This is a genomic window from Zobellella iuensis (genome assembly GCF_016746085.1).
Taxonomy (GTDB): domain Bacteria; phylum Pseudomonadota; class Gammaproteobacteria; order Enterobacterales; family Aeromonadaceae; genus Oceanimonas; species Oceanimonas iuensis.
Genome location: NZ_JAERTZ010000026.1, coordinates 474,557 through 494,274 on the forward strand (window position 1 = coordinate 474,557; position 19,718 = coordinate 494,274).

Consider the following 19,718-nt stretch of genomic DNA (forward strand, 5'->3'; position numbering starts at 1 on the left):
ATGGTTCCGCTATGCCCCCACGGCTCGGTCAATATCAATGCCCTGCTCTCGCATGGCGGCCAGTTTGTAGCGCAATGCCCGGGTCGTGAGCCCCAGCGTTTCCGCAGTGCGGGAGCGATGCCCGCTGTGCTGGCGCAATATCTGCAGCACATAGTCAAACTCGGCGCGCTGGCGGCTGGCCTGCAGCCCCTCGCCCGGAGCCTGGTTGCCGGGGTTCGCGGCCGCGGGCAGGGAGCCCAGGGTACTGGGCCTGCATCCCCGCTCGTCTTCCGGCAGCATCAAATCCGTCGCATCGATGATGGCGCCCCGGGCCAGGATCAGGGCCCGCTGGATCACGTTTTCCAGCTCCCGGATATTGCCGGGCCAAGGGTAACCGAGCAGGGCCCGCTCCGCCTCCGGGCTCAGACGGAACAGTTCGCCCTGCCCGTAGCGGGCCAGGAAGTGACCGGCCAATGGCAGTATGTCCTCGGCCCGCTCCCGCAGCGGCGGCCAACAGAGCGGCAGCACATCCAGCCGGTAGAAGAGGTCTTCGCGGAACTGGCCGGCCGCCACCGCCTCCCGCAGATCCCGGTTGGTGGCCGCGACAATGCGCACATCCAGGTGGATCTTCTGGTGGCTGCCGAGCCGCTCCACTTCCTTTTCCTGCAGCACCCGCAACAGCTTGGCCTGCAGCGCCAGGGGCATTTCCGATATTTCGTCCAGCAGCAGGGTGCCGCCGTTGGCCAGCTCGAACTTGCCCGGCTGCGCCTGGGCCGCGCCGGTAAAGGCCCCCTTGCTGTAACCGAACAGCACCGCTTCCAGCATGGTCTCGGGGATGGCGGCACAGTTGACGGCCACGAAGGGGCCATCACCGCGACCGGACATCTTGTGCACATACTGCGCCAGGCACTCTTTACCCGTCCCCGACTCACCACTGATCAGTACCGCCGCCGGGGTTTGCGCCGCCCGGTACGCCAGTTGCAGCACCTGCAGCCCCGAGCGCGAGCGCACCACCATATTGCCGGTGCTCTGGCGCAGGGCCAGGCTCTGCCCCAGCACCCGCAGCAATTGGCTGGGCTGGTAGGGCTTGAGCACATAGTCGCTCGCCCCGGCGTGCAGGGCTTTCCCCGCCAGGCTGCTTTCCCCGTGCTCGACCATGGCCATGACCACCGCCTGGGGGAAACGACTGACGGCACTGCGGATAAGATCGAGAAAGGAAACGCCGATATCGCTGTCGAGCAGGATGACCTTGGGCTGCTCGGCCCCGGTCCGGCCCAGCCCGGTCATGGCTTCGACCCGGTATCCCGCCGAGAGCAAAGCGCCGTAACACAGATCGGACACACCGGCCCGGGACACCAGCCACATCAATGTCGACGACACGGTTCCTGCCTTCATGATGCCTGCTCCTGTTTGATGATCCGGATAACGACCCGCCGATTCTGGTAACGCCCGGCCGGGGTATCGTTGGCCGCCAGGGGCGACGCCTCGCCGTAGGCCTTGATATCCAGGCGCAGTGCCGGCAATTGCCGGCGCAACAGGGCGGCCACCCGCTCGCCCCGTTCCCGGGACAGGCGCTGGTTCAGCTCCGGGTGGCCGCTGCTGTCGGTGAAGGATTCGATGACGAGGCCGGTCACCTGCCGGTCGCTCGCCAGGCGGCCGGCCAGGGCCGAGAGCCGTTGCTGCTGCGCCGCGCTCAGGTCGCGTACCCCGGCATGAAAATGAAGGACCAGGCTGTGGCCGTCGCTGCCCGGTTCGACCGCGGCTTCGCCCCGGCACAGGCGGAACTGGCCGTAGGCCTGCTGGAAATGGACACTGGGGATGATAAAGCGGCGCGGGCTGCCCTGCTCGCGAATGCTCAGCCAGCGGCCGTTGGCCATGGCGCTGAGCACGGAGGGAATATCATGGTGGTATTGCAGGCGCTGGCGTTGCCAGTGGCTGTTGCCGATAGGCTCGGCTTCGCCCTGCTGCCAGGGTGCCGGACTCAAGGCCAGCTCGGCACCACCACCCTGTATGCCTTGCTGCTGCCACTCGAGTTCGAAGCGTACGCCGCCACCGCTATCGGCGACAAAACGGGCGGAGGCCACCCGTCCGACCTGATGTTCCATCACGCAACGGGATGCATCACCCACAGCATGCCAAGCAGCCCTGTCCATGGCGGTTGAAAACTCCTCAGCCATAAGGGGACCGCTCAACAAAACGCCGAGGCAAACCATGCCCTGCAGTCTTGTAAGGTTGTTCATATTCCGTCTTTTGAGAGTGTGCACCGGCATATCCCGCCGGTGTGGCCTTTGGCCACTTTTTATTATGTACAGCTGAGAAAGGTATACAGGCTGGCCCTGAGGGCCGGAGGGTTATCCCTGCCTTGGCAACCCCGCTGTCGTAGGATAAAACATCCCTTAGACCGGAAGCTTTGCGTCCTGACCTTTCAGTCAGTTTGCCCTTGTCATCAGCAATCGATTCAGTGCGACAATAGTTGACTAAAAAAAACGACGTAATTCAACAACAAAAGTCAGTTTTTTCCGTTTATATGGGACTGGTGTCGCATCCTGCTCAGGATGCCGCCAGTCCTCCTACCAGATGAACCCGCCGGGGGTGGGCCGGCCTCAACCCAGGGTGCCGACCACGTCGATCTGGATATGCTCGGGCACCTCGTTGTAGGACAAGACCTTCAGACTCCTGGCGAAAACGGCGCCATAGCGGGCCAGCAAGGGCCTGAGCTGGGGCATCACCAGCAGCACCGGCGGCACGCCCTGGGCCTGCAACGCCTCCCCTACCGAAGGCATTTTCTGCTGCAGTTGCGACAACAACGCCGGTTCGACCGGGAAGCTGTCGATGCTGGCCTTGGCGTTCTGCTGCTGGGCCTGATTCAGGGCCTGCAGCAGGGTCTGCTCCAGGCCGTCGGCCAGGGTAAAAGCGGACAACACGCCGCGTTCTCCCATGATCTGGCGCACTATTACCCGCTTCAGGGCACAACGCACATCCGCCGCCAGCAGCACCGGATCCTTGGTGATCTCCGCCCCCTCGACCAGGGCGGTGGCGATGGTGGTGATATCCGCCAGGCTCACCTGCTCCTTCAGCAGGTAGCGGTAGACCTTGAGCTGCAGTATCGGCGGCAGCAACTCCGCCAGGGTGTCCGCCAGCTTGGGCGCCTGCTGCTGCAGCCGCTCCCCGAGCCGGACCACGTCATCCAGCACCAGCAGCTCGGCCAGGTGCTCCCGCATCAGCTTGCTGACATGGGTCGCCACCACGGTGGCCGCATCCACCACCGCATAGCCCAGGTTCAGCGCCTTGGGCTTGCTGGCCGCGTCTATCCATACCGCCGGCATGCCGTAGGCCGGCTCATGGGTGAGTTCGCCGTCGATATCGCCGTAGACCTGCCCTTTGTTGATGGCCAGCATGCGCTCGCCGTCGGCGCTGCCGCTCGCCATCACCACGCCACCGAGCTTGATACGGTATTCCTGGGGGGCCAATTGCAGATTGTCGCGGATCCGCACTTCCGGCAGCAGAAAACCGGCCTGCTCGGACAACGTCTTGCGCACCCCGCGGATCCGCCCGAGCAGCGGCGCCCCCTGCTGCTCGTCCACCAGCCCGACCAGGCGATAGCCCAGCTCCAGGGTCAGCAGATCCACATAGGGCAGATCCTGCCAGGCCAGGGCCTGAGCCGATTCCTGCTCCTTGGACAACAGGGCCTCGGCCTGCTCCAGGGGCGTGGTTTCGGGCCCTTGCCGCTGCAGCCGCCAGGCCACATAGCCCAGCACGGCGGCGAACAGCAGGAATACCAGCGTCGGCATGCCGGGCACCAGGCCGAGGATCAGCATCACCGCCGCCCCGGTATAGACCACGCGGGGCGAGGCCAGCAGCTGTTGGCCGACTTGGGCGGACATGTCGCTCTCGTCGTTGACCCGGGTCACGATAATGGCGGCGGCAGTGGCCAGCAGCAGCGAGGGGATCTGTGCCACCAGGCCGTCACCTATGGTCAGCAGGGCAAAGCGCTGGAAGGCCTCCGCCGCACCGAGCTCGTGCTGGAACATGCCGATCATGAAGCCGCCCAGCAGGTTGATGAACAGGATCAACAAGCCGGCGATGGCGTCGCCGCGCACGAACTTGGAGGCCCCGTCCATGGACCCATAAAAGTCCGCCTCCCGGGCCACTTCCTGCCGACGGAGCCGGGCCTGGTGTTGATCCAGGGCCCCGGCGTTGAGATCCGCGTCGATCGCCATCTGTTTGCCGGGCAGGGCATCCAGGGTAAAGCGGGCCGCCACCTCGGAGATACGCTCGCCGCCCTTGGTGATCACCACGAAGTTGATGATCATCAGGATCACGAACACCACCATGCCCACCACGTAGTTGCCGCCGATCACCACCTCGCCGAAGGCCTGGATCACCTTGCCCGCCGACTCGGGCCCCTCATGGCCATCGAGCAGCACCACCCGGGTCGAGGCCACGTTCAGGGTCAGCCTCATCAGGGTCGCCACCAGCAACACCGTGGGGAACACCGAAAAATCCAGCGGCCGCCGGGCCGACACCGCCACCAGCAGCACCAGGATGGCCAGCACGATATTGAAGGTAAACAAGGCATCCAGCAGCCAGGGCGGCAACGGCAGTATCACCATGGCCAGCACCGCAATCAGCAGCAGGGGAACCCCCATATAAGGATGGCTTAGGCCTTTCCAGTTCACGCTTCACCTCGTTTTCGTTGATATTGTTGCGGGATCTTGAACTCGGGCAATGCCCCCGGCGGGCGCCCCCGGCCGTCCCGCCAGGCCTGCAGTTGCAGTACATAGGTCAGCACATAGGCCACGGCGCTGTAGAGGCCGGCCGGCACCTGCTGATCCACCCGGGTGGAATAGTACAGGGCCCGGGTCAGGGCCGGGGAGCTGATGACCTCGCGCTGGTGCCGCCGGGCCAGCTCCCGGATCCGCGCCGCCAGCTCGTCACTGCCCTTGGCGATCACATAGGGGGCTTCGGCCCGGGCGGGATCGTATTTCAAGGCCACGGCATAATGGGTCGGATTGACCACCACCACGTCCGCCTCGGGTACCCGCCGATCGATGCGTCCCCGGGCCATCTGGAACTGGATCTGGCGGATCCGCTGCTTGACCTCGGGCCGGCCTTCGGTGTTCTTCTGTTCATCCTTCACCTCCTGCCGGGTCATTTTCAGCTTTTTGGTGAGGCTCCATTTCTGGAAGGGCACATCGATAAGCGCGATCACCGCCAATGCCAGGCACAGCAGCAGCACCGCCAGCACCAACAGCGCCAGCCCCTGGCCAAAGCCGACATAGAGCGGCATCCGCCCGAGAAACAGCAACCGCTCCCAGCTGTAATAGAGCGTGGCCCCCAGGGTCGCCCCCAGCAGCCCGACCTTGAGCATCGCCTTGAACAGCTCCACCAACGCCTGGCTGGAGAACATCCGTTTCAGGCCCGCCAAGGGATTGAGCCGTTCCAGTTTGGGCTGCAGGCTGCTCCAGGCCAGCAACAGTCCGCCCGGCAGCAGCCCGGACAGGATCAACAGTACCGATATGGTCAGGAAAAACGGCAGCAAGGCCCACAGGGTGGCCATCAGGGCTTGCTGCAGATAGGACAGCATCAGTTCCGGCTCGCGGGTAGCCGCCGCCGGCAGCGCCATGGCCTGGGTAAAGAGCCGCTTGAAAAAATCGCCCAGGGCTACCGCCTGCCACCACAGCACCAGGCCGCCCAGCAGCAGCAACACCACCGTATTCAGATCCTTGGACCGGGCCACCTGGCCCTGGCGCCGGGCCTTCTTGCGTTTCTGCTCTGTCGGCTGCTCGCTCTTGTCCTGGGCCGAATGCTGCTCCGCCATGAATTAACGACTCCAGGTTCGCATCAGATCGAACACATCCTGGCTGAATTCCAGGTAACGCTGGGGAATATTGGCCAGCATCAGCAACAGGGACACCAGCCCCAGCATCATGCTCATGGGAAAACCCAGGGCAAAGATATTGAGCGAGGGAGCACTGCGGTTCATCACTCCGAAGGTGATGTTGACCAGCAGCATGGCGATCACCGCCGGCAGCGCCAGGATCAGGGCGGCCCCGAACATCCAGCCGAACAGGCGGATAACCAGCTCCAGATCCAGGCGGTAGAGGCTGTGGCCGGCGGGCCAGCTGCGAAAGCTCTCCACTATGATGTCCAGCGCCAGCAAATGGCCGTTCCAGGCCAGGAACAGCAGGGCCGCGAACAGCCACAGCAGCTGGCCCAGCAGGGGCGCCGAGCCGCCGTTGACCGGATCGTTCATCACCGCCATGGCCAGGCCCATCTGCATCGACAGTATCTGCCCGGCCATGGTCACCAGGGTGAACAGCATCTGCAGCATCAGCGCCAGCAGCACCCCGAACAGTATCTGCTCCAGGGTGAGGACGGCGGCGCCGAAGGAAAAGGGATCTATGGCCGGGCCCGGGGGCAAGAGCGGAAACAGCAGCAGGCTGAGCACAAAGGCGAACAGCAGCCGGGTCAGGGGGCTCAGGTGGCCGTCACCGAACAGGGGCAGCACCCAGAAAAAGGCGGCCAGCCGGCAGAACGGCCACCAGCCTTTACCGATCCAAGCCATCAGTTCCGGTGTGCTCAGGCTGACCAGTGCCGTCATCCGATGGTTCCGGGAATGCTCAGGAACAGCATGTCGAACAGCTCCATCACCTGGCGCAGCAGCCAGTGGCCGGCAAAAATCAGCATCAGGAGGGTGATCAGCAGCCGGGGAAAAAAGCTGAGGGTCTGTTCCTGGATCTGGGTGGCCGACTGGATGATGCTGACCACCAGCCCCACCACCATGCCCGGCACTATCAGCACGCTGACCATGGCGATAATGGTCAGTACCGCCTGGCCTATCAAATCGACGGTTTGCTCCGGTGTCACCTAACCTCCAAAACTGCGTGCCAGGGTACCGACCGTCATCGACCAACCATCCGCCAGCACGAACAGCATCAGCTTGAAGGGCAATGAAATCACCAGAGGCGACAGCATCATCATGCCCATGGCCATCAGTACGCTGGCCACTACCAGGTCGATCACCAGGAAGGGGATGAACAGCATAAAGCCTATCTGAAAGGCGGTTTTCAGCTCGCTCAGCACGAAGGCCGGGATCAATACGTCAAAAGGCACCTGCTGGGGTTCGAGACTCACATCCTCCTCGGCGATGCGCAATATCTGCTCCAGATCCGTTTCCCGGGTCTGGGCCAGCATAAACTGCTGCAGCGGGGCCTTGGCCGTCACCAGGGCCTGCTCGAAACCGATGGTGCCCTGATCATAGGGCACGAAGGCGTTGTGGTAGATGTCCTGCCACACCGGCCGCATGATCAGCAGAGTCAGGGCCAGGGCGATACCGATCAGCACCCGGTTGGGCGGGCTCTGCTGCAACCCCAGGGCCTGACGCAGCACCGCCAGCACCACTATGATGCGGGTGAAGCTGGTCAGCATCAGCAGGAAGGCCGGCAGCAGCCCCAGGGCCGTCATCAGCAGCAGTATCTGGAGCTTGATGCTGTACTCGGCCTCGCCGTCGGGCCCCAGTACCGACAACAGGGGGATATCGGCCAGGGCCGTGCCCGGCAGCAGCAGGCCGGCAGCGCCCCAGCACCATAGCGACTTAGCCTTCATCGTGCTGGTCTTTCGCCACCTGCTGGTGAATGATCCGGGTCAGGCGCACACCGTAACGGCCGTTGGCCACCACCACTTCGCCCTGGGCCAGCAGGGTACCGTTGACCCGCACATCCAGCGGTTCACCGGCCAGTTTGTTCAGTTCGATCACCGCTCCCTCACCGGCCTGCATCAGTTCACCCAGGCTTATCTCGGCGCTGGCCACCTCCAGCGAGACCTTCACCGGCAACTGCTGGAAATAACTCAGATCCCGGCTGCCCGCGCCCTTGGCTTCGGGTTCGCCCGCCTCCTGGAACAGGCTGTCCAGGCCATCGCCCAGCAACAGGCCTTCATCCATTAGTTTCTCCGTCATCATTCACCTCGATGTTCAATCAATAAATCCGTGACTGGCAAACACCAGCATGCCCTGTTGCTCCGCCACCCGCCCTTTGAGCAGTGGCTGCTCGCCCACCCGGGCAGTCACTTCGTGGAACAGGGAAACCGGCAGCACATCTCCTGCCCGCAGGCCGGCCAGGCTGCCCAGGGGCAGCTCGCATTCGGCCAGGGGAATACTGAGGCGGGTCCTCAGCTGGGGCAGTATCTCCTGCAGCGCCCCGGCCAATTCGAGCTGGCGGGTATCGGTGACGGCCGGGGGTTGTGCGGGGCGAGTCAGGGAGGGCAGCAGCAGATACCACTGCATCGACTGCCCGGACAGCACCAGCTCGACCACTATTATCGTGGCCGCGCTGTCATGCCGGGCTTGGGGAACGGGAACCATACTGCCCTGCTCCATCAGGGAGCCAGGTACCAGCTGAGCCAACACATCCTGCCCGAACAGGGACAACAGGCTGAGCCCCAGCCGCCGTTCCGTTTCCGACACCGGCCGCTTGTGCTGCGCCGTACGCCTGGCCGGATGGCCGCCGAAGGTCATTTCCGCCAATTGATAGAGATCCGCATGGGCCATCATCAGGCTGGGCCCCGGCTCGGCCACGCCATCCAGCTCGTAACCGCAGGAAAAACACAAGAACGGCTCGTCCGTGCCGGACTCGGGCAGAGACTCGGTAACATGCAAGGACAGGGACAGCTCGGTGCTGTACAGCATGGCCTCCAGCCTGTTGTGCCAGGTATTTTTCCTGGCTTCCAGGCAGACGACGAGGTGCTGCGATTGCTGGGCGGCCGACTCATTGCCGCGAAAAAAATCATAGCGGGGAAACAAGGCATCCGGGGCGACCAGATGCACTCGGGCACCGGTCGCAGATGCATTTTTCAGTTGCCTATTTGCCACAACAAGGTACCTCCGGTGCGACCCTGTCGGGTCGGCTCTTCTGAAACAGCCTTTACTTTGCTGGCATCAGCCAAAAATAAAATACAGATCCGGCGCCGTCTGGTCAGCCCAGCCCAAGGCCGCACCGCAGCCGGACCAAGGGGCCGCTTAACCAACACGATATGAGCTACAACGACGGCCAACAGCCGGAACTTAAACGATTCCGGCACTTTTTTTCCATAGACCGTCATCAGATTTTCATCCGGGCCGGCTATGATAGGCACTCGGATGTTAATTGACGACTTAATTTTATGTTTCAGGTGTTCTGGCAATTCTTCAAGCTGGGCTGGGTCAGCTTCGGCGGCCCGGCCGCCCATATCGGTTATTTTCAACGCCATTTCGTGCAACAACTCGGCTGGATCCCGCAGGATCGCTTCGCCTCCACCCTGGCCCTGTGCCAGTTCCTGCCCGGGCCGGCCTCCAGCCAGCTGGGCTTCGCCATCGGCTACCAGCGCGCCGGCCTGGGCGGCGGCGTCGCCGCCTTCGTCGGCTTCACCCTGCCTTCCTTCCTGCTGATGCTGGGGCTGGCCCTGGCCGGCCAGGCCTGGGCCAGCCAGCCCGCGGCGCTGGCGGCGATCGCCGGCCTCAAGCTGTTCGCCCTGGTGGTGGTGGCCGATGCGGTGCTGACCATGGCCGGCCAGTTCTGCCGCCAGCGGCTGACCCTGGCGCTGGCGGTGGGCACCGCCGCCCTGCTGTGGCTGATGCCCGGCCTGCTGGCCCAGTTCACCGCCCTGCTGGCGGCGGCCCTGGTGGGCGCCCTGTGGCTCCAAAAAACCGGTGGGGACAGCCACCGGAAAATAGCCCCCAACTGGCCCTTTCTGTTGCTGTTCGCCGGCCTCTTTCTGCTGCCCTGGCTGCTGTCCCTCGACGGCACCGCCCGGATTTTCGCCGACTTCTACCAGGCCGGCAGCCTGGTGTTCGGCGGCGGCCATGTGGTGCTGCCGCTGCTGCAGGGGCTGCTGGGCGATCGGATAAGCCATGAAGTCTTCCTCACCGGCTACGCCGCCGCCCAGGCCATGCCCGGCCCCATGTTCACCCTGGCCACCTTCCTGGGGGCGGAGCTGTGGCCGGCGTCACCGGTGCTGGGTGCCCTGGTGGCCACCTTCGGGGTCTTCCTGCCCGGCTTCCTGCTGCTGCTGGCGCTGCAGCACGGCTGGCAGGCCCTGGCGGCCCGGCCGCTGATGGCCGGCGCCGTCACCGGCATCAACGCCGCCGTGGTGGGCTTGCTGCTGGCCGCCCTCTACCAGCCGGTGTTCGTCAGCAGCGTCACCGGCGCCCCGGCCCTGGCCGCCGCCGCCCTGGGGCTGCTGGCCCTGCGGGTGTTCAAGTGCCCGCTGCTGGTGCTGATCCCGGCCTTTATGCTGCTGGGGTTCTGGCTGTAGCCGTCCGGGCTCACAGCTTCACCCTTTTCAGGCGCAATGCGTTGCCCACCACGAAGACGCTGGACAGGGCCATGGCGCCCGCCGCCACCATGGGCGACAGCAGCAGGCCCAACGCCGGGTAGAGGGCGCCCGCCGCCAGCGGGATCAGGCTGGCGTTGTAGGCGAAGGCCCAGAACAGGTTCTGGCGGATATTGCGCAGGGTGGCCCGGCTGATGGCCAGGGCATTGGGCACGGCGCGCAGGTCCCCGCCCATCAGCACCACTTCCGCCGCTTCGATGGCGATATCGGTGCCGGTGCCGATGGCAATGCCCACTTCCGCCTCGGCCAGGGCCGGGGCATCGTTGATGCCGTCTCCCACGAAGGCCAGGGCCCCAAAGCGCGCGCGCAATGCCTGCAACGCCGCCACCTTGCCGTCCGGCATCACCTCGGCCACCACCTCGTCGATGCCGAGCTCGGCGGCGATGGCCGCGGCGGTACGCCGGTTGTCACCGGTGATCATGGCGACCTTCAATCCCAGCCGGTGCAGGGCGGCGATGGCCTCGGGCGTGCCCTCCTTGATCGGATCCGCCACCGCCATCACCGCCGCCAGGCGGCCGTCGACCACCGCGTAGAGCGGGCTCTTGCCGGCCGAGGCCAGGGCGGCGGCCGCCTCACTCACCTCGTCCAGGGCAAGATCCAGTTGCGTCAGGTAACGATCGGCCCCCACCTGCAGCCGCCGGCCGGCGACGATGGCGGACACCCCCAGCCCCGGCAGCGCCTCGAACCCTTGCGGCTCGGCCAGAGTCAGGCCCCGCTCTTCGGCCGCCCGGACGATGGCCTCGGCGATGGGATGCTCGGACTGCCGCTCCACCGCCGCCACCAGGGCCAGCACCTCGGCCTCGTCGAAACCCGGTTGCACCAGCAGATCGGTCAGCTCCGGCCGGCCCCGGGTCAGGGTACCGGTCTTGTCCAGGGCGATGACGCTCGCCTCGCGCAGACTTTGCAGCGCCTGGCCCTTGCGGAACAGTATTCCCATGTCGGCGGCCCGGCCGGTACCGACCATGATGGAGGTGGGCGTGGCCAGGCCCATGGCGCAGGGGCAGGCGATGATCAGCACCGCCACGCCGTTGACCAGGGCGAAGGTGAGCGCGGGCTCGGGCCCCAGCCACAGCCAGATCAGGAAGGTCAGCGCCGCCACAGTCATCACCACCGGCACGAACACGGCGGTGACCTTGTCCACCAGCGCCTGGATCGGCAGCTTGGCGCCCTGGGCCTGCTCCACCATGCGCACTATCTGGGCCAGCAGGGTGTCGGCGCCCACCTTGGTGGCCTCGAAGCCGAGGGCGCCGTTCTTGTTGACGGTGCCGCCCACCACCTCATCCCCCGCCAGCTTGGCCACCGGCACCGGCTCGCCGGTGAGCATGGACTCGTCCACATAGGAGCTGCCCTCGAACACCCGCCCGTCCACCGGGATCCGCTCCCCCGGACGCACCTGCACCCTGTCCCCCACCCGCACCTCGGCCAGGGGCACCTCCCGCCATTCCTCCCCGCGCCGCACCCGGGCGGTCTTGACCTGCAGGCTCAGCAACCGCTGTATGGCCTCGCCGGTGCGCCCCCTGGCCCTGGCCTCCAGGTAGCGGCCGAGCAGGATCAACGTCACGATCACCGCCGCCGCCTCGTAGTAGACATGGCGGCTGCCCGCCGGCAGCCAGTGGCCGGCGAAGGTGGCCACCACCGAAAAGCCCCAGGCGGACAGGGTGCCCAGGGCCACCAGGGAGTTCATGTCCGGCGCGCCGCGCACCAGCGCCGGCAGCCCCTTCTGCAGAAAGCGCAGGCCGGGGCCGAACAGCACCAGGCTGGTGAGCAGGAACTGGATGCCCCAATTGAGCGGCCGGCCCAGGCTTTGCTCAAGCCAGTGGTGCATGCCGGGCACGAAATGGGCGCCCATCTCCAGTACGAACACCGGCAGCGTCAGCACCGCCGCCAGCCAGAAAGATCGCTTGAGGGCGAGCTGCTCCCGCTCCCGCCGCCGGCTGTCGTCCTCCCGCTCGGCGGACAGGGGCACGGCGTCGTAGCCGACCCGGCGGATGGCCTCGGCCAGGCTGGCCGCGTCCTGGTTGCCGGCCAGCACCTCCACCCGGGCCTGCTCGGCGGCCAGGTTGACGCTGGCCGACAGCACCCCGGGCAGGCCGGCGAGCGCCTGCTCCACCCGACCCACGCAGGAAGCGCAGCTCATGCCGATGATGGCAAGCTCCAGTTGCTCGGTGCGGCTGTGATAGCCGGCCTGCTCCAGGGCGGCGACCAGGGTTGCGGGGGCGACATCCCGGTCCAGGATGAGTTCGGCGCTTTCCGCGGCCAGGTTGACCGAGGCCGACTGCACCCCGGGCGTGGCGAGCAGCGCCTTTTCCACCCGCCGCACGCAGGAGGCGCAGGTCATGCCTGCAATCGGCAACCTGAGGCGATGCTCGTCAAGAAAAGCGGTTTGAGACAATGCGGTCATGCTGGAATTCCCTGGTGTGACATTATGGGTCCACTATCAGGCTTGCCATCGTGGGAAGGTCAAGCGCAAAAAGAGAGTTTGTGCAACGGCCCACCGTCATCCGCCCCGGCCGGTATCGGCCCGGGCCGCCCCGGAGCGCTCAATCCTCCCGGAGCGGATAAACAGGACCAGCAGGGTCAGCAGCAACCCCGCCATGATGGGCCACAGCAGGCTCCAGGCGTGCGTCAGGCCCGTTTCGCCGAAGGTCATGGGCGCCAGCTCCGCCGTGGCCCGCCAGGGCAGCCACCAGAACAGCACCAGGCTGACCAGGGTCAGGCCGCCCCAGCCCGCCAGCATCCAGGGGGAATGGCGCCCGCTATTGGCATCCCCCTGCAGGCACCACAGAAAACGCATCACCACCAGGGTGGTGGCCAGGGCCCCGGCGCTCATCAGCGCCGGCAGCAGGGAAGGCAGCCCGACGCCCGGCAGATCCGGTACCAACACCGACTTCATCGCCAGCTTGGCCACGGCCCCGCTGGTCAGGGGCAGGCCCGCCAGGGACAGCCCCGGCAGCGCCACCAGCAGCCACCACAGCGCCTGCCCGCTCCGGTGCACCGGCCGTGGCAGGCCGGTGGCAAGAAAGAGGGCGCCCTTGGCCAGGCCATGGTGCAGGGCATAGAGGCCGATCACCGGCACCATGGCCGCCGCCTGCCCGGGAGCCGCCACGGCGGCCCCCACCAGCAGGGTCATCAGCCCCATCTGGCTGATGCTGGAATAGGCCAGTATGGTCTTGGGCGCCTGCTGCATCAGCCCCAGCAGGGCGCCGCCGAGGGCGCCGACCGCCCCCGCCAGCACCAACCCCCGGCCGAGGGCCTCCTGGCCGGGCAACCCCAGGGGCAGCAGCAGCACCCAGCCCAGCAGCCCGGCCTTGATCATGGCCCCGCTCAGCACGGCGCTGGCCGGGGTGGGTGCCACCGGATGGGCCAGGGGCAGCCAGAAATGCAGCAGCGGCAACCCGGCCTTGACCCCGAAGCCCAACAGCAACAGCAGAAAGATGAAGCCGCCCCGCTCCGCGGCCGCCACCGCCGGGGCCAGCTCGGCCAGCATCATGCTGCCCGCCCGCTGGGCCGCCAGCAGCAGCCCGGCCAGCAGCAGCATCTCCCCCAGCAGCGCCATCACCAGGTAGACCTTGCCGGCAAACAGCGCCCTGGGAGTCTGGTCGTGGATCACCAGGCCGTAGCCGGCAAAGGTCATCAGCGCGAAGAAGGAGTAGAAGCTCGCCAGATCCAGCGACACCATCAGGCCCAGGTTACCGGTGAGCGTCAGGGCCCACAGCAGGTAGAAGCGACGGCGGCGCCGCTTCAGGTAGCCCACCGCGTAGAGCCCGGCCGCCAGCCACAACGCCGCCGCCGCCAGCAGCAGCAGGCGGCGCAGATCGTCCAGCCCCCAGAGGGCGCCGGTCAGCAGATAGGGCAGGGAAAGGGAGACGGGCCCCTCGTAGGCCAGGGCCAGCAGCAAGCCCGGCAGCGGCATCAGTACCAGCCCCAGCCGCCAGGCCAGGCCGCTTCTGGTCAGGCCGGCCAGGGGCAGCAGGCCCAGGGGCAGCAGCACGGTCAGCACCAGCAGGGCGGTCATGGCAGATACTCCCGCAGGGCGATGAGGCGCGCCCAGCTGAGGGGGCTGAAGGGCGCCGAGGCCAGCACCCCGGCCAGCACGGTGAACAGGGCGGTGCACAGGGCCGGCCACAGCAGCCAGCCGCTGGTCTCCAGCCGGCCCCGGCCCCGCTCCTGCGGCCAGTAAGCAGGCGCCGGGCGAAACCACAGCCGGTGCACTATCGGCAGGAAATAGGCGGCATTGAGCAGGCTGCTGGCGATCAGCACCGGCAGCACCCAGGCCATGCCCGCCGCCAGCGCCCCCGAGCCCAGCATCCACTTGGTGATAAAGCCCGCCAGGGGCGGCGCCCCCATCATGCCGAAGGCGCCTATGGTAAAGGCGATGCTGGTGCCGGGCATCCGCCGGCCGGCGCCGTCGAGCTGGTCGATGCGGGTCACCCCCAGGGTTTGCGCGTAGTTGCCGGCACAGAAGAACAGGGTCACCTTCATGATGCCCTGGTGCAGCAGGTGGACCAGGCCGCCGACGGTGCCCAGGGGACCGAACAGGGCCACCCCCAGTATGATGTAGGACACCTGGCTGACGGTGGAAAAGGCCAGCCGCCGCTTGAGGTTTTGCTGGAACAGGGCCTGCAGCGAGCCGTACAGCACGGTAAAGGCGGTCAGCCAGGCCAGGGGCTGCAGCAGCCCCAGGGCCTGGCTGAACTCGATGCCGTAGATATCGTAGACCACCCGCACTATGCCGAAGGCGCCGGCCTTGACCACCGCCACCGCGTGCAACAGGGCGCTGACCGGCGCCGGCGCCACCATGGCCCTGGGCAGCCAGCCGTGGAAGGGAAAGATCGCCGCCTTCACCGCCAGGCCGGCGATCAGCAGCACGAAGATCATCGACAGGGTGCCGTACAGCGCCGGATCGAGCTCGCGCAGCTGGCCGGTGGCGCGGAAATTCAGATCCCCTACCAGGGCGTGCAGCCAGGCGATGCCCAGCATCAGCACCACGCCGCCGGACAGGGTATACAGCAGGTAGTTGTTGCCCGCCCGGATGACCTGATCATTGCCCCTGTGCACCACCAGCGGGTAGGTGGACAGGGTCAGCATCTCGTAAAACAGCAGGAAGGTGAACAGGTTGCCCGCCAGGGCGATGCCCATGGTGCTGGCCACACACAGGCTGAAGAAGCCGAAGAAGCGGCTGCGGTTGGGCGAGCCCTCCAGGTAACCCACCGCATAGATGGTGGTGAACAGCCAGAGCAGGGCGGACAGGGCGGCGAACATCACCGACAGGCCGTCCGCCTGCAGCACCAGGTTCACCCCCGGCGCCAGGGGAAAGCTCAGGCCGTAGTCGGTGCCCCGGAACACCCCCAGGGTCATCACCACCACCAGCCCCAGCTTGATCACCGCCGCCAGCAGGTTGACCAGGATGCGCTTGCCATGGCTCTGCTCCGGCAGCATAAAGATGATCAGCGCCGCCAGCAGCGAGGTCATGATCACCAGCACCGGCATCCAGGTGGTGAGATTCACGATCCCCCCTCCCCGGCGAAGGGCAGGGCCAGCACCGCCAGCGGCCACTCCGCCGCGAAACCGAGGCCGATGGCCATCAGCGCCAGCACCATGGGGATCACCTCCAGTCCCCGGGGCGGGTGGTAGAAGGTATCTTCGCCCCCCTTTTCGAGAAAGGAAGCGCGGAAGATGCGGAACAGGTAGAGCGCCGACAGCAGCCCCCCCGCCACCAGCAGCAGTATCCACCACCACTGGCCGCTGCGGATGCTGGCCTGCAGCAGCAGCCACTTGGCGACGAAGCCGCCGGAAGGCGGCAGCCCCATCAAGGACACCGCCGCCAGGCCGAAGGAAAACAGCGAAAAGGGCAGGAAGCGGCTCACCCCGGCCAGGGCGTCCACCCGCGGGCTGCCCACCGCCAGGATCAGGTTGCCCGCCGCCAGGAACATGGCCGCCTTGGCCAGGGCATGGCTCAGCAGGTGCAGCATGACCCCCTGGCGGGCCAGTTCGGCCGTTTCTCCGCCCTGGCTCAGGGGAAACAACAGGAAGAGATAGCCTATCTGGGCCACCGAGGAATAGGCCACCACCATCTTCAGCCGCGCCTGGCGCAGCGCCAGCCAGCCGCCCACCAGCACCCCGCCGGCGCCCAGGGCCCCCAGGGCCTGGGCCAGCCACCAGCCGGCGGCGCCCTCCCCCAGCCCCCACCACAGGCGGGCGAAGACATAGAACGAGGCCTTCACCACCAGCGCCGACAGCAGGGCACTGACCGGCGACTTGGCGATGCCGTGGGCCGGAGGCAGCCAGAAATGCAGCGGAAACAGGGCGGTCTTGAACGCCAGGCCGGCGGCGGCGAGCAGGATCACCAGCAGCGGCGGCGGCTGCTCGGCGGCGAGCGCCGCCAGGCCGGACAGGGACAGGGTGCCATAACCGCCGTAGAGCAACGCCACCGCCAGCAGATAGCCCAGGGAGCCCAGCAGGGCGGCAAACAGATAGCGCAAGGCGGCGCGCAGCGCCCCGGCCTCCCCGCCCAGGGCCACCAGCCCCACCGCCGCCAGGGTGATGAGCTCCAGCCCCACATAGAGGTTGAACAGATCCCCCGCCAGCCAGACCCCGTTCAGTCCGGCCCACAGAAACCAGAACAAAGGCCAGAAATAACGCGGGTCCCCCTTGGCGGCATCCAGGTAAACCCCCGCGTGCAGGGCGGCGGCCGAAGCCACCAGGGCGGTGAACAGCACAAAGGTCACCGCCATGCCGTCCACCCTGAGCTCTATTCCCAGGGGGGCCGGCCAGCCGCCCAGGGCATAATACTGCCCCCCCTCCCGGGCGACGGTCAGCCACAGGCCGACGGACACCAGCGCCTGCAGCAGTATTCCGGCCCAACAGAGCCAGTAGCCCCGGCGAAAATCCACCAGCACGGACATCACCGCCCAGGCCAGGGGGGTGAACAGCAAACCGGGGATCAGCAGCGCCAGCATCAGGAGTCGGGCCCTCGGCCCAGGCTCGTGTGCCCGCTCAGGTGGTACCAGCGCCGGATCAGCACCAGCGCCAGGGCGGTGGCCGCCAAGGCCACCACTATGCCGGTCAGCACCAGTGCCTGGGGCACGGGATCGGCCAGGCCCTCGGGCTGGGCCAGGCCGACCAGCAGCAGGAAGGTGCCCGAGCCCATCAGGTTGAAGGCCATCAGCCGCCGCAGCAGGTGGCGGCAGAGCAGCAATCCCGCCAGCCCGATGCCGCACAGGGCCACCGCGGCCAGCACATAGAGTTGCACCTGCATCATGGCTTCTCCCCCCGGTCGGCGGCGGACGGTTGCGCCGGCGCCACCGCGAACAGCCCCACCAGTACCATGGCGATGGACAGGGTGAGCATGGCCTCGATCAGCAGGATAAGCCCGCCGGCCCAGGCGGGCGGATAGGCCAGGAAGGCGTCCCCGCGCACCGCCCCCATCACCGCCACCAGCAGGAAAACGGCGAAGCCGACCACCAGCCCCAGCCGCAGCATCGGCCCCGGCCGCAAAAAGGGCAGCGGCACCCCGCCCAGGCGCAGCAGCACCCCGGTGGCGCCCAGCACGGAGCCGGCCTGGAAGGCGCCGCCGGGACGGTCGCTGCCCGCCCACAGCAGGTAGGCGGCCAGCACCAGCAGCAAGGGCACGAACCAGCGCATCAGCGCCCGCAGCAGGGGATCCCGGGTGTGCAGTTCCCGCGCCTCCATGGGCGCCACCGCGCGCATGGACAGGCCGGCCAGCCCCGCCACCATCAGCACCCCTATCTCCAGCAGGGTGTCGTAGCTGCGAAAATTCAGCAGCACGGCGGTCACGGCATGGTCCACGCCGCTGTCCGGCAGCCGTTCGGCCACCCGCAGGCGCAGCTCCACCGCCGCCTCCCGGGCCAGCAGCTGCCAGGCGGTGTGCCCCAGGGCCCCGGTCAGCGCCAGGCTGGACAACAGCACCAGCACCGCCTTCATCTGTCCTCCTCGCCCGGGGGCGCCCTGTCGCCGGCGCGGGGCTCCCGGAAATGACTCACCGCATCCAGCAGCAGGACCCCGGTCAGGCCGGCGCCGAGGGCCGCCTCGACCAGGGCGATATCGGGGGCATGGAGCCGCACCCAGGCCAGGGCCATCAGCAGGCCGAAGGCCATGAACATCACCACGGCGCGGAACAGATCCGGCGACAACAGAGTGCCCAGGGCGGTCAGCAGCAGGGCGATGACCAGCAGCAGATCCGGCAACAGTTCAATCATGGTGTTCCTCCTCGTCGGCCCGAGGCCGCACCGCCAGCGCCACCAGGTGGGCGGCGGTGGCGCTGGCCGCCAGCGCCAGCAGCCAGATCAACACCAGCTTGGCCGCTCCCGCCAGCGAAGCGGCAAAGGGCAGCAACCCCAGGATGATCAGGCCCAGCCCCAGGTTGTCCACCTTGGTCAGGGCATGGATGCGGCTCAGGGTATCGGGAAAGCGGAACAGGCCCAGGGTACCGACGGCGTAGAAGAAGCACCCCGCCAACAGCAGCAGGCTCTGCACCAGTTCAAGGGGCGTCATGGTCTCGTCCTCCCTCCTTGCCGTCCCGCCCGCTGTCGATGCGCACCACCCGGGTGACAAAGGCCACGGTGGCCAGTATGGCCAGCACCGCCAGCACCAGGGCCACGTCCCGCAGGGCCGGCTCCTGCATGGACTCAGCCAGCACCAGAAGCAGGCCGATGCCGGTGGTGCCGAACAACTGGGCCGCCAGCATGCGATCCGCCGCCGCCGGCCCCCGCCACACCCGCCACAGGCCGAGCAGCAGGCTCAGCAGCAACAGGCCGGCCACCAGGGACAGCACCGCCGCCATCAGGGCCAGTCCCCCGGCAGTTCGAACAGCAGGGCGACATGGCGCTCGGCGTCCCGCAGCGAGGCCGCCACCGGCATGCCCAGATCCAGGCAATGCAGCTCGAGGCCGCGCTCATGCAGCCGCACCGACAGGGTGCCCGGCAGCAGGCTCAGCACGTTGGCCAACAGCCAGCGCGGGCTCCCCGGGGGCAGACGCAGCGGCAGAGTCCGGATACCGGGATCGACCGGCAGGGAAGGCAGCAGCAACCGGCGCGCCACGTCGAGCCCGGCGGCCATCGAGCGGGTAACGAAGAAAAAAAGAAAGCGGGGAAGCCGGCGCAGGCGGATGCGGTACCCGCCCGGTGGGAAGAGCCCGGCGGTCAGCAGGGCCACCGCCAGCGCGACCGCCAGCCCCAGGGCAAGGGCGGAGATCTCGCCCTCGGTCAGCACCCACCAGAGTATCGCCAGCGCCAGGAAACGAACCATAACCGTCCTTTACGTAATTGATTCTGTTATAAAAGACTATAGGACACCGGGGCCGGGTGCAGGCAGGTTTCGCTTTCTCGGGTGGCCGGATGGCGGCCGGG

General features: G+C 67.0%; 20 protein-coding genes and 1 riboswitch. Of the genes, 1 reads left to right on the plus strand and 19 read right to left on the minus strand.

The window, feature by feature from the left end; genetic code table 11:
- Positions 1 to 9: 9 nt before the first annotated feature.
- The 9 genes from JKV55_RS16255 to JKV55_RS16295 form a co-directional block, all read right to left on the minus strand.
- The gene (locus JKV55_RS16255) at positions 10 to 1,374 is read right to left on the minus strand and encodes a sigma-54 dependent transcriptional regulator (protein WP_202087852.1); all 1,365 of its coding nucleotides are present in this window, start codon (positions 1,372 to 1,374) and stop codon (positions 10 to 12) included.
- Entirely contained in the window at positions 1,371 to 2,132 is a 762-nt protein-coding gene (locus tag JKV55_RS16260) for an OmpA family protein (RefSeq protein ID WP_237332907.1), read from the minus strand. The genes JKV55_RS16255 and JKV55_RS16260 overlap by 4 nt, the downstream gene beginning before the upstream one ends.
- A gap of 208 nt (positions 2,133 to 2,340) precedes the next feature.
- Positions 2,341 to 2,428: riboswitch (cyclic di-GMP riboswitch) on the minus strand.
- Positions 2,429 to 2,582: 154 nt separating this feature from the next.
- Complete coding sequence (flhA, locus tag JKV55_RS16265; protein WP_237332946.1) at positions 2,583 to 4,628, minus strand: flagellar biosynthesis protein FlhA; 2,046 nt, start codon at positions 4,626 to 4,628, stop codon at positions 2,583 to 2,585.
- A gap of 26 nt (positions 4,629 to 4,654) precedes the next feature.
- A complete protein-coding gene (flhB, locus tag JKV55_RS16270; protein ID WP_202087855.1) occupies positions 4,655 to 5,800 on the minus strand; it encodes a flagellar biosynthesis protein FlhB in 1,146 nt (381 codons plus the stop codon).
- A 3-nt stretch (positions 5,801 to 5,803) separates the two neighbouring features.
- Entirely contained in the window at positions 5,804 to 6,583 is a 780-nt protein-coding gene (gene fliR / locus JKV55_RS16275) for a flagellar biosynthetic protein FliR (RefSeq protein ID WP_202087856.1), read from the minus strand.
- The gene (locus JKV55_RS16280) at positions 6,580 to 6,849 is read right to left on the minus strand and encodes a flagellar biosynthetic protein FliQ (protein WP_202087857.1); all 270 of its coding nucleotides are present in this window, start codon (positions 6,847 to 6,849) and stop codon (positions 6,580 to 6,582) included. The genes fliR and JKV55_RS16280 overlap by 4 nt, the downstream gene beginning before the upstream one ends.
- Positions 6,850 to 7,587, minus strand: a complete 738-nt coding sequence (gene fliP / locus JKV55_RS16285; protein ID WP_237332908.1) for a flagellar type III secretion system pore protein FliP — start codon at positions 7,585 to 7,587, stop codon at positions 6,850 to 6,852.
- Positions 7,577 to 7,939, minus strand: a complete 363-nt coding sequence (gene fliN, locus JKV55_RS16290) for a flagellar motor switch protein FliN (RefSeq protein ID WP_202087858.1) — start codon at positions 7,937 to 7,939, stop codon at positions 7,577 to 7,579. The genes fliP and fliN overlap by 11 nt, the downstream gene beginning before the upstream one ends.
- Positions 7,940 to 7,954: 15 nt before the next feature.
- Positions 7,955 to 8,806, minus strand: coding sequence for a FliM/FliN family flagellar motor switch protein (locus JKV55_RS16295; protein ID WP_202087859.1), 852 nt, complete (start codon positions 8,804 to 8,806; stop codon positions 7,955 to 7,957).
- Positions 8,807 to 9,141: 335 nt separating this feature from the next.
- On the opposite strand from JKV55_RS16295, the gene chrA reads away from it, so the two are divergent.
- Positions 9,142 to 10,272, plus strand: coding sequence for a chromate efflux transporter (gene chrA / locus JKV55_RS16300; protein ID WP_202087860.1), 1,131 nt, complete (start codon positions 9,142 to 9,144; stop codon positions 10,270 to 10,272).
- Positions 10,273 to 10,282: 10 nt separating this feature from the next.
- Here chrA and JKV55_RS16305 read toward each other — a convergent pair whose 3' ends face one another.
- The 10 genes from JKV55_RS16305 to JKV55_RS16350 form a co-directional block, all read right to left on the minus strand.
- The gene (locus tag JKV55_RS16305; RefSeq protein ID WP_202087861.1) at positions 10,283 to 12,751 is read right to left on the minus strand and encodes a heavy metal translocating P-type ATPase; all 2,469 of its coding nucleotides are present in this window, start codon (positions 12,749 to 12,751) and stop codon (positions 10,283 to 10,285) included.
- A gap of 96 nt (positions 12,752 to 12,847) precedes the next feature.
- The gene (locus JKV55_RS16310; RefSeq protein ID WP_202087862.1) at positions 12,848 to 14,365 is read right to left on the minus strand and encodes a proton-conducting transporter transmembrane domain-containing protein; all 1,518 of its coding nucleotides are present in this window, start codon (positions 14,363 to 14,365) and stop codon (positions 12,848 to 12,850) included.
- The gene (locus JKV55_RS16315) at positions 14,362 to 15,858 is read right to left on the minus strand and encodes a complex I subunit 5 family protein (protein ID WP_202087863.1); all 1,497 of its coding nucleotides are present in this window, start codon (positions 15,856 to 15,858) and stop codon (positions 14,362 to 14,364) included. The genes JKV55_RS16310 and JKV55_RS16315 overlap by 4 nt, the downstream gene beginning before the upstream one ends.
- Positions 15,855 to 17,309 (minus strand): complex I subunit 5 family protein, encoded by a 1,455-nt coding sequence (locus JKV55_RS16320; RefSeq protein ID WP_202087864.1) that lies wholly within the window; start codon positions 17,307 to 17,309, stop codon positions 15,855 to 15,857. Before JKV55_RS16320 ends, JKV55_RS16315 begins: the two co-directional genes overlap by 4 nt.
- Positions 17,309 to 17,611, minus strand: a complete 303-nt coding sequence (locus tag JKV55_RS16325; protein WP_202087865.1) for an NADH-quinone oxidoreductase subunit K — start codon at positions 17,609 to 17,611, stop codon at positions 17,309 to 17,311. The genes JKV55_RS16320 and JKV55_RS16325 overlap by 1 nt, the downstream gene beginning before the upstream one ends.
- The gene (locus tag JKV55_RS16330) at positions 17,608 to 18,294 is read right to left on the minus strand and encodes an MnhB domain-containing protein (RefSeq protein WP_202087866.1); all 687 of its coding nucleotides are present in this window, start codon (positions 18,292 to 18,294) and stop codon (positions 17,608 to 17,610) included. The genes JKV55_RS16325 and JKV55_RS16330 overlap by 4 nt, the downstream gene beginning before the upstream one ends.
- Positions 18,291 to 18,569, minus strand: coding sequence for a Na(+)/H(+) antiporter subunit B (locus JKV55_RS16335; protein WP_202087867.1), 279 nt, complete (start codon positions 18,567 to 18,569; stop codon positions 18,291 to 18,293). Before JKV55_RS16335 ends, JKV55_RS16330 begins: the two co-directional genes overlap by 4 nt.
- The gene (locus tag JKV55_RS16340; protein ID WP_202087868.1) at positions 18,562 to 18,864 is read right to left on the minus strand and encodes a monovalent cation/H(+) antiporter subunit G; all 303 of its coding nucleotides are present in this window, start codon (positions 18,862 to 18,864) and stop codon (positions 18,562 to 18,564) included. The genes JKV55_RS16335 and JKV55_RS16340 overlap by 8 nt, the downstream gene beginning before the upstream one ends.
- Complete coding sequence (locus tag JKV55_RS16345) at positions 18,851 to 19,153, minus strand: MrpF/PhaF family protein (protein ID WP_202087869.1); 303 nt, start codon at positions 19,151 to 19,153, stop codon at positions 18,851 to 18,853. The genes JKV55_RS16340 and JKV55_RS16345 overlap by 14 nt, the downstream gene beginning before the upstream one ends.
- Entirely contained in the window at positions 19,153 to 19,617 is a 465-nt protein-coding gene (locus JKV55_RS16350; RefSeq protein ID WP_202087870.1) for a Na+/H+ antiporter subunit E, read from the minus strand. Before JKV55_RS16350 ends, JKV55_RS16345 begins: the two co-directional genes overlap by 1 nt.
- Between the last annotated feature and the right edge of the window lie 101 nt (positions 19,618 to 19,718).

Bases quoted from the DNA above. Each gene is read 5' to 3' on its own strand.
- fliR (WP_202087856.1), bottom strand. From the start codon at position 6,583: ATGACGGCACTGGTCAGCCTGAGCACACCGGAACTGATGGCTTGGATC.
- JKV55_RS16345 (WP_202087869.1), bottom strand. From the start codon at position 19,153: ATGGCGGCGGTGCTGTCCCTGGTGGCCGGCCTGTTGCTGCTGAGCCTG.
- chrA (WP_202087860.1), top strand. From the start codon at position 9,142: ATGTTTCAGGTGTTCTGGCAATTCTTCAAGCTGGGCTGGGTCAGCTTC.
- JKV55_RS16320 (WP_202087864.1), bottom strand. From the start codon at position 17,309: ATGCTGGCGCTGCTGATCCCCGGTTTGCTGTTCACCCCCCTGGCCTGG.
- JKV55_RS16325 (WP_202087865.1), bottom strand. From the start codon at position 17,611: ATGATGCAGGTGCAACTCTATGTGCTGGCCGCGGTGGCCCTGTGCGGC.
- JKV55_RS16310 (WP_202087862.1), bottom strand. From the start codon at position 14,365: ATGACCGCCCTGCTGGTGCTGACCGTGCTGCTGCCCCTGGGCCTGCTG.
- flhB (WP_202087855.1), bottom strand. From the start codon at position 5,800: ATGGCGGAGCAGCATTCGGCCCAGGACAAGAGCGAGCAGCCGACAGAG.
- JKV55_RS16260 (WP_237332907.1), bottom strand. From the start codon at position 2,132: ATGGACAGGGCTGCTTGGCATGCTGTGGGTGATGCATCCCGTTGCGTG.
- fliN (WP_202087858.1), bottom strand. From the start codon at position 7,939: ATGACGGAGAAACTAATGGATGAAGGCCTGTTGCTGGGCGATGGCCTG.
- JKV55_RS16335 (WP_202087867.1), bottom strand. From the start codon at position 18,569: ATGATTGAACTGTTGCCGGATCTGCTGCTGGTCATCGCCCTGCTGCTG.
- JKV55_RS16350 (WP_202087870.1), bottom strand. From the start codon at position 19,617: ATGGTTCGTTTCCTGGCGCTGGCGATACTCTGGTGGGTGCTGACCGAG.
- JKV55_RS16340 (WP_202087868.1), bottom strand. From the start codon at position 18,864: ATGACGCCCCTTGAACTGGTGCAGAGCCTGCTGCTGTTGGCGGGGTGC.
- fliP (WP_237332908.1), bottom strand. From the start codon at position 7,587: ATGAAGGCTAAGTCGCTATGGTGCTGGGGCGCTGCCGGCCTGCTGCTG.
- JKV55_RS16330 (WP_202087866.1), bottom strand. From the start codon at position 18,294: ATGAAGGCGGTGCTGGTGCTGTTGTCCAGCCTGGCGCTGACCGGGGCC.
- JKV55_RS16255 (WP_202087852.1), bottom strand. From the start codon at position 1,374: ATGAAGGCAGGAACCGTGTCGTCGACATTGATGTGGCTGGTGTCCCGG.
- flhA (WP_237332946.1), bottom strand. From the start codon at position 4,628: ATGGGGGTTCCCCTGCTGCTGATTGCGGTGCTGGCCATGGTGATACTG.
- JKV55_RS16305 (WP_202087861.1), bottom strand. From the start codon at position 12,751: ATGACCGCATTGTCTCAAACCGCTTTTCTTGACGAGCATCGCCTCAGG.